The 15,215-nt window shown below is 64.8% G+C and carries 15 protein-coding genes; 6 read left to right on the top strand and 9 right to left on the bottom strand.

What is annotated here, in order from left to right:
• Positions 1-66: 66 nt before the first annotated feature.
• Complete coding sequence (locus QW887_RS07315; protein ID WP_315718045.1) at positions 67-861, top strand: substrate-binding domain-containing protein; 795 nt, start codon at positions 67-69, stop codon at positions 859-861.
• Positions 862-940: 79 nt separating this feature from the next.
• On the opposite strand, the gene QW887_RS07310 is transcribed toward QW887_RS07315, so the two are convergent.
• The 4 genes from QW887_RS07310 to QW887_RS07295 all read right to left on the bottom strand — a co-directional run bounded on the left by QW887_RS07310 (position 941) and on the right by QW887_RS07295 (position 4,601).
• Positions 941-1,738: a transporter substrate-binding domain-containing protein gene (locus QW887_RS07310; protein WP_315718044.1), complete on the bottom strand. Its 798-nt coding sequence runs from the start codon at positions 1,736-1,738 to the stop codon at positions 941-943.
• A 165-nt stretch (positions 1,739-1,903) separates the two neighbouring features.
• Positions 1,904-2,137 (bottom strand): hypothetical protein, encoded by a 234-nt coding sequence (locus tag QW887_RS07305; protein ID WP_315718042.1) that lies wholly within the window; start codon positions 2,135-2,137, stop codon positions 1,904-1,906.
• 149 nt (positions 2,138-2,286) lie between these two features.
• A complete protein-coding gene (locus QW887_RS07300; protein ID WP_316194320.1) occupies positions 2,287-3,246 on the bottom strand; it encodes a hypothetical protein in 960 nt (319 codons plus the stop codon).
• Positions 3,247-3,407: 161 nt separating this feature from the next.
• Positions 3,408-4,601 carry an MFS transporter gene (locus QW887_RS07295; protein ID WP_316194319.1) on the bottom strand — a complete coding sequence of 398 codons (1,194 nt, stop codon included), beginning with the start codon at positions 4,599-4,601 and terminating at the stop codon, positions 3,408-3,410.
• Positions 4,602-4,663: 62 nt separating this feature from the next.
• Between QW887_RS07295 and QW887_RS07290 the strand changes: the two genes are divergently transcribed.
• Positions 4,664-5,470 carry a helix-turn-helix transcriptional regulator gene (locus QW887_RS07290; RefSeq protein ID WP_316194318.1) on the top strand — a complete coding sequence of 269 codons (807 nt, stop codon included), beginning with the start codon at positions 4,664-4,666 and terminating at the stop codon, positions 5,468-5,470.
• A gap of 126 nt (positions 5,471-5,596) precedes the next feature.
• Complete coding sequence (locus tag QW887_RS07285) at positions 5,597-6,946, top strand: malonyl-CoA decarboxylase (protein WP_315775937.1); 1,350 nt, start codon at positions 5,597-5,599, stop codon at positions 6,944-6,946.
• Between the two features lie 712 nt (positions 6,947-7,658).
• Here QW887_RS07285 and QW887_RS07280 read toward each other — a convergent pair.
• Complete coding sequence (locus QW887_RS07280; protein WP_316194317.1) at positions 7,659-8,072, bottom strand: SRPBCC family protein; 414 nt, start codon at positions 8,070-8,072, stop codon at positions 7,659-7,661.
• Between the two features lie 284 nt (positions 8,073-8,356).
• Here QW887_RS07280 and QW887_RS07275 point away from each other — a divergent pair, with 284 nt between their 5' ends.
• On the top strand, positions 8,357-8,734 hold the full coding sequence (locus QW887_RS07275; protein WP_316194316.1) for a hypothetical protein: 378 nt from the start codon (positions 8,357-8,359) through the stop codon (positions 8,732-8,734).
• Positions 8,709-9,992, top strand: coding sequence for a hypothetical protein (locus QW887_RS07270; protein WP_316194315.1), 1,284 nt, complete (start codon positions 8,709-8,711; stop codon positions 9,990-9,992). Before QW887_RS07275 ends, QW887_RS07270 begins: the two co-directional genes overlap by 26 nt.
• 127 nt (positions 9,993-10,119) lie before the next feature.
• On the opposite strand, the gene QW887_RS07265 is transcribed toward QW887_RS07270, so the two are convergent.
• The 4 genes from QW887_RS07265 to QW887_RS07250 form a co-directional block, all read right to left on the bottom strand.
• Complete coding sequence (locus QW887_RS07265) at positions 10,120-11,163, bottom strand: hypothetical protein (protein WP_316194314.1); 1,044 nt, start codon at positions 11,161-11,163, stop codon at positions 10,120-10,122.
• Between the two features lie 401 nt (positions 11,164-11,564).
• On the bottom strand, positions 11,565-11,819 hold the full coding sequence (locus tag QW887_RS07260) for a DUF3297 family protein (protein WP_315718031.1): 255 nt from the start codon (positions 11,817-11,819) through the stop codon (positions 11,565-11,567).
• On the bottom strand, positions 11,816-12,292 hold the full coding sequence (locus QW887_RS07255) for a glutathione peroxidase (protein ID WP_315755283.1): 477 nt from the start codon (positions 12,290-12,292) through the stop codon (positions 11,816-11,818). Before QW887_RS07255 ends, QW887_RS07260 begins: the two co-directional genes overlap by 4 nt.
• Positions 12,292-13,686 (bottom strand): amidase family protein, encoded by a 1,395-nt coding sequence (locus tag QW887_RS07250; RefSeq protein ID WP_316194313.1) that lies wholly within the window; start codon positions 13,684-13,686, stop codon positions 12,292-12,294. The genes QW887_RS07255 and QW887_RS07250 overlap by 1 nt, the downstream gene beginning before the upstream one ends.
• Positions 13,687-14,050: 364 nt before the next feature.
• Between QW887_RS07250 and QW887_RS07245 the strand changes: the two genes are divergently transcribed.
• A complete protein-coding gene (locus QW887_RS07245; RefSeq protein ID WP_316194312.1) occupies positions 14,051-15,154 on the top strand; it encodes a lactonase family protein in 1,104 nt (367 codons plus the stop codon).
• Positions 15,155-15,215: the final 61 nt, after the last annotated feature.

The following is a 15,215-nucleotide window of genomic DNA, read 5'->3' as shown; positions in this document are numbered from 1 at the left end:
GCCTTCCCGACACAGTCGGGCTATCCAAGGCGCCCCGGCCTCCAGCCGTTCGCCTCGGAGCCTGCCATGATCCTCTCGACCCATCTCCGCACCATCGGTCTCGCCGCTTCGGCCGCGTTCCTCCTGACCACCGCGGCCCAAGCCGCAGAAGTCCACGTCATGATCTCCGGCGGCATGACCGCTGCGTTCAAATCCCTGGTGCCGGAATTCGAGCGGCGCTCGGGTCACAAGGTCACGATTGCCTACGGCCCGTCGATGGGAACAACCACGAATGCGATTCCCGTTCGCCTCGAGCGCGGCGAACCGGCCGATGTCCTCATCATGGTGGGCTACGCGCTCAGCGATCTCACCACCAAGGGCAAGGTGACGCCGGATAGCCGCGCGGACCTCGCCAACTCGCCGATCGGCGTCGCGGTCAAGTCGGGGACGCCGCATCCCGATATTTCGAACGCGGAAGCCGTGAGACGCATGCTGATCGCCGCCAAGACCATCGCCTATTCGGACAGCGCGAGCGGCGTCTACGTCTCCACCGAGATGTTCGACAAGCTTGGCATCAAGGACGAGATGAAAGGCAAGGCGCGGATGATTCCGGCCACTCCCGTCGGCGAGATCGTCGCCCAGGGCGAAGCGGAGATCGGCTTTCAGCAGATCAGCGAGCTCAAGCCGGTGAAGGGCATCGACATCGTCGGGCCGCTGCCGGCCGGACTGCAGAAGATCACCGTGTTCTCCGCCGGCATCGCTACGGCCGCCAAGGAGCCGGAGGCCGGCGAGGCGCTCATCAAGTTCCTGCAATCACCGGACGCGCGTCACGTCATCGCGGAAAGCGGCCTCGATCCGATTGTGAGGCGGGCGCCGAACTGACGATGAAGCGTGCCGGCTGAGACGATGGCTCTCCCCCGCCGGTGGCGTGGGAGAGTCGGCCAAGCAGCGTCGGGTGCGCTTACTGGGTGAGCAAAGTCGACTCGCTCAGATTGTTGGCGCCGTAGGCCTTCTTGAGCAAACCGTTCGCCTTGGAATCCGTCATGAACTTGGTGACGAAGGCCAGCGACTGCGGATGCTTCAGCGGCACCGCGACCGCGGTGTCCGTCTTCTTGAAGGTCTCGGCGAGCACCTTGGTGCCGGAAATCTGCTTGGCGATGAGATTCAATTGATCGCGCGCCAGCGCGAGCGCGTCGATCTCGCCGGCGCTGAGCAGCGCATAGACTTCCTCGTAGGATTTGAAGCCGGTGACGGTCGCCTTCTTCAGGAAAGCCTTGGCACCGCGCAGCACGGTCGTGTCGTTGATGGCCGCAACCTCGGTGCCGGCCTGGTCCAGCGCGGCGATGTTGGCGACGTCGAGACCGGCGCGGATGATGAAGGTGGTCTCGACCGAATCGTAGACCGGACCGAACGAGACCTTGGTTTCGCGCTCCGCGTCCTTCGGCATGAAGGCCACATCCCAGACGCCCCGAGCAGCTTCATCGGTGATCGCATTGGAATTCGGATGCTCGACGAACTCGACGGGCACACCGACCTGCGCGGCCATGGCCTTGCCGAGTTCGACCGGAACGCCTGAATAGCCGCTGTCCGACTTGACGCACCAGAACGCACCGCCGGCGGGGCCAACGGCAATGGCGACACGAAGCTTGCCGGTCGGCGCGATTTCTTCCTTCAAGCCGGCTGCGCCGGCGGCGTTGCCGGCAAACGTGACTACCGCAGCTGCCAGGGCTGCGTCACGCAGCCAGCGCCAAAACGCCATGGCCCTCTCCCATTGGATTGCAGGTTGGATACGAGCCGCACCTTGCCGGGAGCACCGTTAAATACAACTTACCTCGCTTGCGCAAAGCAGCATGCGACGCGCAAAACTTGCGCGTCGCAATTACGGTTTCAAATAACTCGATACCGAAAACCGATTAAGCGTCGCTTAAACGCAGCGCCGAACCGCGACGCCATTGACGATGACCGTGCGGCACGCCGCAGCCGCCACCGGCGGCTTGCGAACCACCACGGCGCCCGCCGCACCGGCGCAGCCGGCCCGCACGACGCCCCGAGCGCAGACCACGGCGTTGGCATCCGACATCGACACGAACGGCATCGCCGCCAGGATGAACAATCCGCACAGCGTGGAAATAATGGCACGTGAGACAATGGCGCTCATCTTCAAACTCCTGATCATGATCTCATTGGTCAAATATCCACCCCGTCGCGACCTTGCCTGGGACTTCCCCGCCCGACAATTGTGACAATTTGGGTGGATCGCGCTCGTATGCATCTCGGATGGTAACCATGGACGGCAGCCGCTCCGCATCAGCGATTGGCCGCGAACTGCGCGAGCATGCCCTTGCAGCCAGGCGTCAGCGCGCCGGCATTGGCCGCGAGGCACTGCGCGATTCGACCGCCACCCGGCTCGATGCCGCTGCACAACGCCCGCGCGTCGGCGCCGCAGGCGGCCCTCACGATGCGCAACTCCTCGAGCGGCCGCAGCGGTCGCAGCACCAGCGCCGGCGCCGTCGGTGCAGCGGTGGTTGCCACCGCCGGCGCGGCGACAGCCGCAGTCGCCGGCGCGGCGCCGCCGCGCGAAGACGCCATCGCCTGGGCGCAGGGAGCGGACAGCTTGGCCTTGTTCTGCTCCAGGCATTGCAGCGCCGCGGCGCCGCCCGGCGGCACGCTGCTGCAGACCTTGCGGTAATCGGAGCCGCAGGCACTCCGGATCGCGGCCACCTGCGCCTCGCTCGGTTGGGCTGCGGGCGCTGACGCCGCTGCAGCCGGCTTGGCCGCCGGGGACTGCGTAGGCACGGCCGCAACGGCCGCGGCCGGCTGCGCCGCTGCCTTCGGAGGCTCGGGAGGCTTGCTCGCCTCGGCGACGGCCGGCTTGGCCGGGGCGGACGGCGCCGAAGCCGGCTTGGCTTCCGCGGCAGGCTTGGTTTCCGCCGGCGGCTTGGCCTCCGCCGCGGGCCTGGTCTCTGCCGCGGGCTTGACCTCTGCCGCAGGCTTGGCCTCTGCCGCGGGCTTGGCCTCCGCGGCAGGCTCGAGCGCCTTGACCGCCGTCTGACAAGATGAGGACAGGCTCGCGATGTTCTTCTGCAGGCATTGGAACGCCGCCGTGCCGCCGGGCGGCACGCTCGCGCATTTCGCCATGTAGTCGGACCGGCACGCCGACTTGATCGCGTTGCGCTGCGCATCGCTCTGCGCCAGCGCCTGCGTGGCTGCAAGGCCGGCCGCCGCGGCCATCCCGAGCACCAGCATTCTCCTGAAGCGATTGATCATCGGTCGATCCTCAATGGTGTCGTGCTTCAATGACTTGTCGCCAGCGCAGCCGCCCGCATGGTGGCCAATCGGGTCTCATCAGTATGCGCACGCGCATATCGGCCCAGGCTGCGCCGGCGGCGGATGCCTGGCAATTGGGAAAATTTGGGTGGATCGCATTCTCACTCCGCCGGCGCCGGCCGCAGCGCCGGCTGCGCCGCCGGAAGCTCCGGCGGCAGGATCAGCGCGGCGATGACCGCAACCAGGCAGAGCGCGGCGAAGGCCTGCAGCATGGTGACGAAGCCGCCGCGCTCATACAGCCAGGCGACGAGGCCGACGGAGGCGCCGGCCGCGGTGAAGCCGATGAAATAGCGCACCGCATAGGCGCGCGAACGCCATTCCTCGGCCGTGTACTTGCCGACCATGGCGTCGTTGACTGTGACCTGCCCGAACGCACCCATGACGATGCCGATCGAGGCCACGATCAGCGCCCAGTCGCGCGCGTCGGCGGCGAGATACAGCAGCGGCGCCAGCACCAGCGACAGCGGCAGCGCGATCGTCTTCAGCGCGTGGCGATCGAGCAGCCGCCCGATCGTGTACTGCGTCATCGCGCCGAACACGTAGACACCGGCCGCGATCACGCCGAGCAGTGCCGGGCTCTGCGTCAGCCCCGCCAGCCGTTCCGCGAACAGTTTTGGCAGCGCCACGGTGATCGCGTTGAACGTCGTCGAGATCGCGATCACCACCAGCAGCAGCGCCAGCACCACGCGCCACATCTGGTCGCGCGCGACGCGGGCCTGCGCCGCCGCCTGCTTCGATCCCCGGCGGTCCTCATGCGCAACCGCCAGCGCGAATACCACGCCGATCGCCACCGTGATCACCCCGGGTACGACGAAGGCGAAGCGCCAGCCGAGATATTGCCCGACCACGCCGGTGACCAGCACCGACGAGGCGACGCCGAGATTTCCGAACACGCCGTTCAGCCCCATGTCGCGACCGAGCCGGTCGGCGTAGGACACCAGCATCGCGGTTCCCACCGGGTGATAGATCGAGGCGAACAGACCGATCGAAAGCAGCGCCGCGCCGAGCTGCCACGGCGTCTGCACCAGGCCGACCGAGATCATCGACAGGCCGATGCCGAGATAGAAGATCAGCATCATGTGCCGCCGGCTCCAGCGGTCGCCAAGCCAGCCGGTCAGGAGCGACCCGGCGCCGAAGGCGATGAAGCCCGGCGTCGCATAGGGCAAGAGGTCCGCATAGGCCATGCCGAGCGCCGGGCCCATGATGATGACCGCGGCTGCGAAGATCAGCATCGCATAATGGTCGATGAAATGGGCCGCGTTGACGAAGCCGATGACGCGGCGGGCGCTGTTCATGGGAGCTGTCCTCGATTCCTGACGGATCGGTTATAGTCGACGCGACCAACGAGAAGCCGCCAATGACCGTCGTGGACACGCCATTGAAGCCGCTCGGCGCCGACCGGGTGACGACCGAGCCCGGCGTCCATCTGATCGCGCGCCTCTATCACAAGGGCGCGCGGCTCGATCCGCACATGCACCGCGAATCCCAGTTGATCTACGCCTCGCGCGGCACGATGCAGGTGACGACGCCGCGGGGACGCTGGCTGGTGCCACCGGACCGCGCGGTCTGGGTGCCGGCGCGCCATGGCCACGCCATCGACATGCTGGCCGACAGCCAGATGCGGACGCTGTATTTCGAGCTGGACTGGCTGAAGCGGGAGACGCGGGGCGCGCGGCTCGACCGCGAGTTCGTGGTGCAGGTCTCGCCGCTGCTGCACCAGGCGATCCTGGCGCTGTTCGCACAGGACGGCGGGCCCGAGCGCACGGCGCTGCTGGTGCGGCTCGCTCTGCTCGAGTTGCGCCGCGCCGAGGATTCCTCGACCTTCATCCCCTTGCCGCAGGATCCGCGCGCGCGCCGTGCCGCCCAGCTCGTCCTCGCCTCTCCCGCGAGCGAGCAAGACCTGGCGACCCTGGCGGGCAAGGTCGGCAGCTCGGCCCGCACCCTGTCGCGGCTGTTCGCGGCGGAGACGCGGCTGAGCTTCAAGGCGTGGTGCCAGCGTGCCCGGATCGCCGCCGCGATCGAGCGGCTGTCCACCGACCGTCACCTCTCCGTCAAGCAGCTCGCCGCCGATCTCGGCTATGCCAGCGTGCCGGCGTTTTCGCATGCCTTCAGGCAGGTCACCGGCCGCACTCCGACCGAATTCGCGGAGCAGACAGGTGCATGACACGCCGGCCGCATATGCGCGCCGCGACGGCGGCGTTGACGATTTGTTATGTTTGAATGTGACCAGCTTTGCCATAAATCCATGTAACATCGCCCTCATCACGCTCTGGGATTCGACCGACATCAGATGGCCAATGCCTTTTTCACCGACCTGATCACCACAATTTCCGAGCGAGGCCGGACGCTGCTGCGCGGCGGCGGCGCTCCTGTCGAGAAGCACGATGCGACGAGCCTGGCCGAGCTGTGCGAGGCGCTGGTGTCCGGCGCCGGCGAAGCCTCGGGCACGGCGATGGCCCGCGACGTGCTCGACGGCTATCACGATCTCGACCCCGAGGGGCGCAAGGCGTTCTTCACCGCGCTGGTCCATGATTTCGGGCCCGACAAGGCCAGGCTCGCCAAGGCGATCGACGACTGGCGTGCGGCGCCATCGGACGAAGGCGCGAGCGCGCTGCATTTCGCCTCCGAGCCGCGCCGGCAGGAGCTGATCCGCCGGCTCAACCGCGCGCCGGGCGGCACGCCCGAGCTGGTGGCGATGCGCACCGATCTCCTGGATCTGTTGAAGGCCAATCCGGAACTCGCCGCGCTCGATCGTGACGTGGTGCATCTCTTGAGCTCGTGGTTCAATAGGGGGTTTCTCGTGCTGCGTAAGATCGACTGGTCGACGCCGGCGAACATTCTGGAGCAGATCATCCGCTACGAGGCGGTGCATGAGATCCACGACTGGGACGATCTGCGCCGCCGCATCGATCCGGTCGATCGCCGCTGCTACGCCTTCTTCCATCCGGCGATGCCCGACGCGCCCTTGATCTTCGTCGAGATCGCGCTGACCGAGACGATCCCCGGCGCCATCGCGCCGCTGCTCGCGGTCGACCGTCCGCCGGTGCCGGCCGACCGCGCCCGCACCGCCGTGTTCTATTCGATCTCCAACACCCAGCGCGGGCTCGGCGGCATCTCGTTCGGCAACTTCCTGATCAAGCAAGTGGTGGAGGAGTTGAGGCGCGAGCTGCCGAAGCTCGACACCTTCGTGACCTTGTCGCCGGTGCCGGGCTTCATGAATTGGCTGAAGTCGACGGCCGATGCGACCGAAGAGGATCGCAACGTGCTCAAGCTCCTGAACGAGCCGCGCTGGGTCGAGGACGCCGAGATGTCCGCCGAGCTGCGCCCCGTGATCGAGCCGCTCGCCGCGCACTACTTCCTGAGGGCGCGCACGTCGAAGGGAAAGGTGATCGATCCCGTCGCGCGCTTCCACCTCGGCAACGGCGCGAGGCTCGAGCGCATCAACTGGCTCGGCGACCTCTCGTCCAAGGGACAGCGCGAATCCGCGACCGTGATGGTGAACTACCTGTATCGGCTCGAGGACATCGAGAAGAACCACGAAGCCTATGCCAATGACGGCGAGGTCGTCGCCTCCAGCGCGGTCAAGAAGCTGCTGCGCGCCGAGGGCCGGCGGCTGCTGGATATGCGGCTGTCGTCGTAGTTGGTCCCCTATACGGCGCATGGGACGAACCACGCGAACCACAAAGTCAGTGTCATCCCGGCGAACGCCGGGATCCATAACCCCAGGACGTGATTTGGGGCGGACTCGTCGTTAGACCTCGCGTCCCACATCCGCCGCGGAGTATGGGTCCCGGCGTTCGCCGGGACGACGCTGTAGGAAAACCGCTTTCACATCTCAAACAGCTGGAGGACGTGCGACCGCGGCCTCGCGACGCCTGACGCCCGAGTGCTGCGAAACACGTCACCCTCATCAAATACAGAGGGCGCAGGGAAGACCGGGTGCTGGCCGCAACCCATGGCCCCCGTGCGTGAGAAAGTGCACGGGGCAGGAACCACAGGTACGACCGGTGCATTCCGGCCTTCCCTGCGCGATGGTTTGAACGGTGTCCTTCGTGCTCTCCCTGGGGATCGGCGTTCTTGCCCCCATCGCCCGGGCGTGCCGTCAAGCAACGCTTGCGGACTTGACCTCAGCGTCGAGAGGCCAGGACCACACGACTTCTCCGTCCGCGACGGCGCCGGTCGTCTACCAGCACCTCCACGGCCACCGCATCCCTGCCCCGACGTTCGTGACGACGCGTACGCCCCTCTGCGATGGAGCAGGATGCACGCAATATTGCTGATTTTCGGAATTTGTCAAGAGGGAAGATTCGGCTCCGGGCGTGACGCGCAACGGACCCTGTCCTGCCGCACCCTCATGACGCCTTCTTCGCCTCCACGTGCCGTGCAAAACTGTCGAGAATCGCCTGCCAGCCGCCCTGCTGCTGCTCCACCGAATGCGTCGTTTCCGGATCGAAGACGACGCGAACGACAACGCCTTTAGGACCGGGCTCGAAGTGAACCTCGGCCTTCCGGTCGCCGAAGGCGTAGGCGATCAGCTTGTGCTCGACCACCTTGGTGTAGGTGCCGGCGAAGTCGAACCCCATGCTGCCGTCCTTGGCCTCCATCCGCGACGAGAACGCGCCGCCTTCCCGCAGGTCGACCGTGGCCTTGGTCGTATGCCAGTCGTCGGACGCGGCGTTCCATTTCACGATGTCGGCCGGCGTCGTATAGGCGCGCCAGACCTGATCGATGGGGGCTGCGACGGTGGTTACGACGGTGATGCGCATGGATATTGCTCCTGGCTCGATTGCGACGCTTGCTGCAAGTGTGAAGCGGGTGTGCTCGAAGGACGATACAGGCTGGCTAGTCCCGACAGCTGATCGCATAATCTTGCAACAGAACACCTGGCGCCAAGATTTTCAGTGATCTACCTGCAGCAACCCCACCGGCAACTTTGGACCAAAACAGCCCATTACCGACTTGAAGCCCAACGCCGTTATCATGCATTGTACACCTGTAACCATGAGCAACGTTCGTGCCCAAGCCCCGCCAAATTGCCCCAAGGCCGGCCTTGACCGACGCGCAAATTTGCGCGGCGTCGTACGTCGGCAGTGACGAACACAAAGACCGGAAGTGGTGGAGTGGCCTCGGAGGCGCATATGTAAACGAGCGAGGCGTAGCAAGTCGACCGAAGAAGCAGCACACGACCATCTGTCCTTTAGTAGAAGATGAGGATCGTGAACACGCAACTGGGTGGGTTCAAGTAGCCCTAAGGAGCGGCCACTTCCTATTCCTGGAAGCAGACAAAGACTATCCGAGTAAAATTTGGCACAAAGATGAGAACGATCGATATTGGTTCGGTCGCTGCATCAACAGCGTACTCGGTCACTACAAGGGCTGGCCAATCGATGAGAGTGAGCGCGATGAAGTTTTCGGCAAGATTTCTTGAGGATGCCGCGAACGCTATCCCGGAAGAACGGGCCACGGTCGCGGATCTGCAGATATTTGTCTCAGAACAAAACGTCACCATGCACCTTCGAGACAATTCGACTCGAACCGGGCTCCCAACCGATCACGTAACAATCCCTTTGTACAATCTCGCGGAGGGCATTGCTTACGATTGGTGGAGTTTGTTCGGCGGCCGCGACCAAGAATTCAGATTAATGAAGTATCGCTCCGGATTTCTGGTCCCGGACGTTCGTTTCAAATTTGATGGCGTCGCGTTTGAAGTTTCAGCACCGCAGAAGGTCTACAAGAATCCAGATGTTCGATTCTGGGCAGGACCAACCGAGGTACTTTCTCGCCCTCAGGCGGAGTTTGCTTTATCCGACATAGTGCAGCAGGTAATCCAGCAACTGGATCGAAAGAAGTTTCGCGAAAGCAGCGCCGCTCTCCGCTGGGCGAGAGTGCAGGAATCCAGAGAAAGACCGGAGGAGGCCGCATTCTGCGAAAGTGCCGGTGCGCTTGGTTTGGATCCGTATCAGATCGCTGATGCAGACGCTCTAACGATAGACCGAGCTTCATCCCTTTTCGAAGATCGCGAGGCGCTGGACGAGTTTTTATCGGGAGCACGACCCTATACGCCTAATCAAATGCTCGATTGGATCGTCCAAGCCGAAAAGCGACCTAAGTACAAATCTACCCTCCCAGGCTTACGCGATCTTGTGACTGAAGCAGAAAAGATAACACCGAGCCACTCCATCGAATCGAGCTGGGCGCTAGGGTATCGGCGAGCAAGAGCCATGCGGAAGGCACTGAATCTGGCGAACGAAAAGCGCATTCGCTCTTCGAAACAATTAGCGAGTATGCTTGGAGCCAGCGAGAGTTACTCTCCGGCAGGGACGGTGAATGGAATACGTGCTATTCGGCACGACTATGATGGTCATATTTCGATACACCTCCGCAATCACGGCAAGAGTGCGACACAAGCGCGATCTGAAATGTTTAGTTTTGCGCGCGCGATCGGCGACGCTGCCTGCTTTCCGAATTCAGGGCGTTCTGCAATCAATGAATTGCATTCCGCTTATCGGCAGGCGGCCGGGAGGGCTTTTGCGGCCGAATTTCTAGCTCCCATCGAGGAAATCAAATCAATGCAGAAAGATGGATGGGATAGAATCTCGATAGAGGATGAATTTTGCGTCTCTGCACATGTCATTGAACATCAGATCGAAAATGCAGATCGGATCAACCTAGCGTGTGCAGCATGATCGGTCATCACGAGGACAAACGCTCCGATCGCCGTACGGCATTTTGGGTTCTTTGTTGCTCAAGACCCACGGACCTCCGGAAGCGAGTCTTTTGGATGGCCTCGGAACACGTTTAGGCTTCGACTTTTCACTGCGGCCGCAGCCGCAGCCACGCCGGCGGCAGATTGGCCGTCAGCCACGCTGCAATCACCTTCTGCTTCCGGTGATACGCCAGTCCCACCGCGACCACCGCGACGCCGATCAGCGACAGCGCGAACGGGAACAGCAGCGAGTCCTTGAAGACGACGTCGGCGAGGTGGCCGAGATACATCGTGATGCCCAAGGCGCCGAACACGGCGTAGGCGCGGCGGACGATGATGACGGCGATCGCAAGCAGGCCGACGTTCAGCAGGCAGTAGATCGCCTTGCCGAGCTCGGTGGCGCCTTCGGTGGCGCTGACGCCGCCCCAGAAGGCCATCAGGCCGAACAAGTGCATCCAGAAGCCGAAGTCGCGGCTGTGGCTGTTGTAGTCGACGATCCACGCCACCGCGAGAATGCCGAGGCCGAACCAGATCGAGACGATGCGGCGCATCTCCCAGTCGAAATGGCTGACGTTGAAGATCCAGGGCGTGAGGTCCATCGACATGAACCACAGTGCGACCGACATGATCGCGACGATGAAGGGCACGCGATAGAAGCGCAGCGCGATCGCGCTCGCCGCGATGGTGGCGATCTCCATGAACAGCCAACTGCCCTTGATCCAGACGTAGAAGTCGTGGACCGTGCCGGGCTTGCCGAACTTTCCCCACCAGCCGAATTCGGCCTGGACGCCGTAGACGGCGAGCGGCGCCATCGACACGGCGATGGCGATCAGCAGGCCGCCGGGAACGCGCAGGTCGCGGCGCCAGAGGTGGTCGCCGGCGAAGCCGAAGGCGGCGGCATAGGCGAGCGCGCAGGCCGTCAGGGCGCGGCCGCCCATCTGCGAGAACGCCACGGTCGAGAACAGGCCCATGGCGCCGATGACGATCAGCGCGCCGGCGTACCAGAGCAGATGCGCGGCATCGAATTTGGCGTGCGCCGCGGGACCCGCCTTCGCCTGTTGCTCGAGGTAAGTCAGCAACCGCTGCAACTCGTCGGGCCCGATCGCGCCGGCCCCGGCTGCGGCGCGCAGATCTTGTTCCGAATAGGACATCGTCTTCACCCTCTGTGATCTCGCTGGAGACGGCACGCAGGGGTCCGATCGCGCAAACGCCTGGGGACGTCGCGCGTCGGAACCGGTGCCGACGGGGCGGATATGGGTGAGTGTAGCGGAATGTGAGCGACGTTCAATATAATTTTGAACGACGCTCAAATATCTACGACCAACGTTCTAAATTACCCATCGCGACGCGGGTGCTAAAGCTGCTTCGACCCCGCCCTTCTCCACACCGTCATAGCCGGGCTTGTCCCGGCCATCCATGTCGTGCGCCTGGAATGACGACGTGGATGCCCGGGACAAGCCCGGGCATGATGAGTCCTGGGTTGGCGGTTTGCCTCATCGCTGAGGCCAGAGGTTGGCGGATACGACCACCAGAGGCCCGCAGCGCAGTCGCCTCAATCCTTGAAATACGGCTCGACCGGGCCGTGGACCTTGATGGTCAGCGGGTTGCCGTGGCGGTCCTTGGCGTTCCCTGCGGCGACGCGGATCCAGCCTTCGCTGATGCAGTATTCCTCGACATTGGTCTTCTCGGCGCCCTTGAAGCGGATGCCGACGTCGCGCGACAGGATCTCCGCATTGTAATAGGGGCTCTTCGGATCGACCGACAGCCGGTCAGGAAATGGGGTCGCAGTCGTCTCGTTGTCGCTCACAGCAGTGCCTCGATCTCTTTCTTCAACGCCTCGGGCGTGGTGGTCGGCGCATGGCGCGACACCACGTGACCGGTGCGATCGACCAGGAATTTGGTGAAATTCCACTTGATCGCTGAGCCCAGCAGGCCCGTCTTCTCGCCCTTCAGGAACCGGTATAGCGGATGCGCGTCCGCACCGTTGACGTCGATCTTCGCAAACAGCGGGAAGGTGACGTCGTACTTGCCGGCGCAGAACGCGCCGATCTCCTCGGCCGTGCCGGGCTCCTGGGCGCCGAACTGGTTACAGGGAAATCCGAGCACGGCAAAGCCCCTGTCAGCATAGGCCCGGTGCAGCGCCTCGAGGCCGCGATATTGCGGCGTGAAGCCGCAGGCGCTGGCGGTGTTGACGATCAGCAGCACCTGGCCCTCGAAGCGCTTCAGCGGCACCTCCTCGCCGGACAGCGAGGTCGCGGTGAAATCATAGATGCCGGCCATCAGCCCAGCACCGGATCGATCGGCGACGGCGGCGTGCCGCCGGCCTCGATCGCCTCGCCGGCAGCGAGGCACATGTCCTCGCGAAAGCGCTGGCCGACAAGCTGGACGCCGACCGGGACGCGGCCGACCATGCCGGTCGAGACCGTCAGGCCCGGCAGGCCGAAGAACGGAATCGCGATCTGCGTGAGCTGGGCGTGCCAGACCTGCCTGAAGGACTCCTCGTCCTTGCGGTCGAGCTGATCGGCGAACGGCAGCATGCCCGACACCGGCATCAGCAGCAGCGGATGCTGCTCCATGAACAGGAGCCATTGCCGGGTCAGCGCGGCGCGGCGCGCGAGCGTCTGCGACAGGTCGAACGGGTGAACCTTGTCACTGACGCCGCGCAGGCAGGCGAGCGCGCCAGGGTCGCCCTCCTTCTCGGCTGCCACAAGCTGCGCCTCGTAGCCGTCGCCGAGCCACAGCCGGGTCTGCAGCAATGCGGCCTCCTGCATCGGCGGCGTGTCCGCGATCTCCTCGACGGTCCAGCCGGCGGCTTCGAGCCGCCCGGCGGCATCGCGCAGCGCGGCCACGACCTCCGGCACCGGGTTCAGCCCGTCCGGATTGACGCACAGCGTGACGCGCTTCGGCAGCGGCGGGCCCTCGAGCGGCACCGGCATCCACCAGACGTCGCGGACGTCGCGCGCCGACATCGCCGCCAGCGCGATCCTGATGTCGTTGATCGTGCGGGCGAGCGGCCCCGAGACGGCGCTGATCTGCGGTCCGATCGGGCGCTCGGGGAACTGTGTATTGAAGGCCGGGATGCGGCCGACCGTCGGGCGCAGGCCGTGGATGCCGCAGGCGTAAGCGGGATAGCGGACGGAGCCGGCGATGTCGGTGCCATGGCCGATATGGCCGATGCCCGCCGCAGTGGCCGATCCTGCGCCGCCCGAGGAGCCGCCCGGCGTGATGCCGGGGTCGCGCGGATTCTTGGTGTGGCCGTGGATGAGGTTGCTGGTGAACCAGCGATAGGACACCGCCGGTGTGTTGGTGCGGCCGAGCAGCACCGCGCCCGCCTTCACCAGATTGTTGACGACCGGATTGTGTGCCGACGCGATCGCGCCCTTCTGCAGATTGAGGCCGTTGGTGGTGGCGAAGCCGGCCTGGTCGACATTGACCTTGATCGTCACCGGCACGCCGGCGAGCGGCCCCGGATCCTCGCCGCGCGCCAGCCGGGAGTCGATGGCGTCGGCCTGCTGCAGCACGTCCTCGGGGCGATGGTCGATCACGGCGTTGATCGCGGGATTGACCGCATCGAGCCGCGCCAGCGCTGCGGTCGCGGCATCGCGGGCGGAGACCTGTTTCGACTTGATGAGGGCGGCGAGGTCGGCAGCCGGCAGGCGCCAGAGATCGGTCATGGGGAACTCCGTGGTGACGGGGCTTGTTCTAGCGCGAGCACTTGTCGGGAGAAAGCCGTCGCGGCGCGGCACTCCAGCATAGCTTCGGCAGCAAACCGCATGGGTCTTGTTGCACTCGCCCTCGCCTCCTCGTCATGGCCGGGCTTGTCCCGGCCATCCACGTCGTGCAGCGCGCGTGGACCGACGTGGATGCCCGGGACAAGCCCGGGCATGACGGAGAGACAAACTGGCCGCGTGTTAGGGGTGCGAAGTGCGGTCGCGATCAATACCCATCCTGCATCGATCGATCCGGAATCAGGCTTGGTCAAGCTTCACGTTCGACTTTAAGACCTGAAGCAAGCACATCACAAAAGGGGGAAACCACATGATCAGACCGGGCACCATCATGGCCGCAACATTCGTTCTCGCCGCTGCAGCAACGCTGGCGCCGCGCGCGGGCCACGCCGAGACCTATGCCTATGTCGGCAACGCCGACAGCAACGACATCAGCGTCTTCAAGTTCGATGCTTCCACCGGCGAGATGATCCCGGCGCAGACGGCTTCCTTCGTCGGCGTCGACAAGCCGGGCTCGTCGACCCCGCTCGCGGTCAGCCCGGACAAGACGGTGCTGATCGCCGGAATCCGCTCGCAGCCGTTCCAGGCCGAGAGCTTTGCGATCGATGCCAAGACCGGTCAGCTCAGCCACATCGGCAACGGCCCGCTCGCCGACAGCATGGCCAACATCGCCTACGACCGCACCGGCAAGGTGCTGTTCAGCGCCTCCTATGGCGGCAACAAGGTGGCGGTGAATCCGATCCAGGCCAATGGCGTCGTCGCGGCGCCGAGCCAGGTGATCCCGACCGGGCTGAACGCCCACGCCTTCCTGCCCTCGCCCGACAACCGCTTCGTGTTCGCGACCAATCTCGGCTCCGACCAGGTGCTCGGCTTCGCCTTCGACGCCGCGACGGGCACGCTGACGGCCAGGGAGGCGCTGACGGTGAAGACGCCGGAGAAGTCAGGGCCGCGCCACTTCATCTTCCACCCGAACGGCAAGTTCATCTACCTTCTGCACGAGCTCAACGCGGATCTCGCGGTCTATGCCTATGACGCGGAGAACGGCACCTGGAGCGAGCAGCAGCGCACCACCGCCCTGCCCTCAGGCTTCACCGGCAAGCCCTGGGCGGCCGATCTGCACGTGACGCCGGATGGCAAGTTCCTCTACGCCTCGGAGCGAGGCTCGAACACGATTGCCGGCTTCAAGGTCGATGCGGCCAGCGGGCGCGTGAGCCTGATCGGCAGCGTGCCGACCGAGACCCAGCCACGCGGCTTCGCCATCGATCCCACCGGGCGCTATCTCGCCGCCGTCGGCGAAGTGTCGAACGGGATGACGGTGTATCGGATCGACCCGGCCAGCGGCGCGCTCACGAGCCCGAAATCCTACGCCGTGGGCAAGAAGCCGAACTGGGTGGAGTTCGTCAGCCTGCCGTGAGCGAACGACAGGGCCGCCACGAGATCGGACGTGGCGGCCCGGCGTTTCCATCGGCGCTGCG

This window comes from Bradyrhizobium sp. SZCCHNRI3052 (genome assembly GCF_032484895.1).
In the GTDB taxonomy this organism is placed as follows: domain Bacteria; phylum Pseudomonadota; class Alphaproteobacteria; order Rhizobiales; family Xanthobacteraceae; genus Bradyrhizobium.
This window is presented reverse-complemented; position numbering and strand designations above follow the sequence as displayed.

Bases quoted from the DNA above. Each gene is read 5' to 3' on its own strand.
- QW887_RS07270 (WP_316194315.1), top strand. From the start codon at position 8,709: ATGAAGTTTTCGGCAAGATTTCTTGAGGATGCCGCGAACGCTATCCCG.
- QW887_RS07250 (WP_316194313.1), bottom strand. From the start codon at position 13,686: ATGACCGATCTCTGGCGCCTGCCGGCTGCCGACCTCGCCGCCCTCATC.
- QW887_RS07265 (WP_316194314.1), bottom strand. From the start codon at position 11,163: ATGTCCTATTCGGAACAAGATCTGCGCGCCGCAGCCGGGGCCGGCGCG.
- QW887_RS07245 (WP_316194312.1), top strand. From the start codon at position 14,051: ATGATCAGACCGGGCACCATCATGGCCGCAACATTCGTTCTCGCCGCT.
- QW887_RS07305 (WP_315718042.1), bottom strand. From the start codon at position 2,137: ATGAGCGCCATTGTCTCACGTGCCATTATTTCCACGCTGTGCGGATTG.
- QW887_RS07295 (WP_316194319.1), bottom strand. From the start codon at position 4,601: ATGAACAGCGCCCGCCGCGTCATCGGCTTCGTCAACGCGGCCCATTTC.
- QW887_RS07290 (WP_316194318.1), top strand. From the start codon at position 4,664: ATGACCGTCGTGGACACGCCATTGAAGCCGCTCGGCGCCGACCGGGTG.
- QW887_RS07310 (WP_315718044.1), bottom strand. From the start codon at position 1,738: ATGGCGTTTTGGCGCTGGCTGCGTGACGCAGCCCTGGCAGCTGCGGTA.
- QW887_RS07315 (WP_315718045.1), top strand. From the start codon at position 67: ATGATCCTCTCGACCCATCTCCGCACCATCGGTCTCGCCGCTTCGGCC.
- QW887_RS07255 (WP_315755283.1), bottom strand. From the start codon at position 12,292: ATGGCCGGCATCTATGATTTCACCGCGACCTCGCTGTCCGGCGAGGAG.
- QW887_RS07285 (WP_315775937.1), top strand. From the start codon at position 5,597: ATGGCCAATGCCTTTTTCACCGACCTGATCACCACAATTTCCGAGCGA.
- QW887_RS07300 (WP_316194320.1), bottom strand. From the start codon at position 3,246: ATGATCAATCGCTTCAGGAGAATGCTGGTGCTCGGGATGGCCGCGGCG.
- QW887_RS07280 (WP_316194317.1), bottom strand. From the start codon at position 8,072: ATGCGCATCACCGTCGTAACCACCGTCGCAGCCCCCATCGATCAGGTC.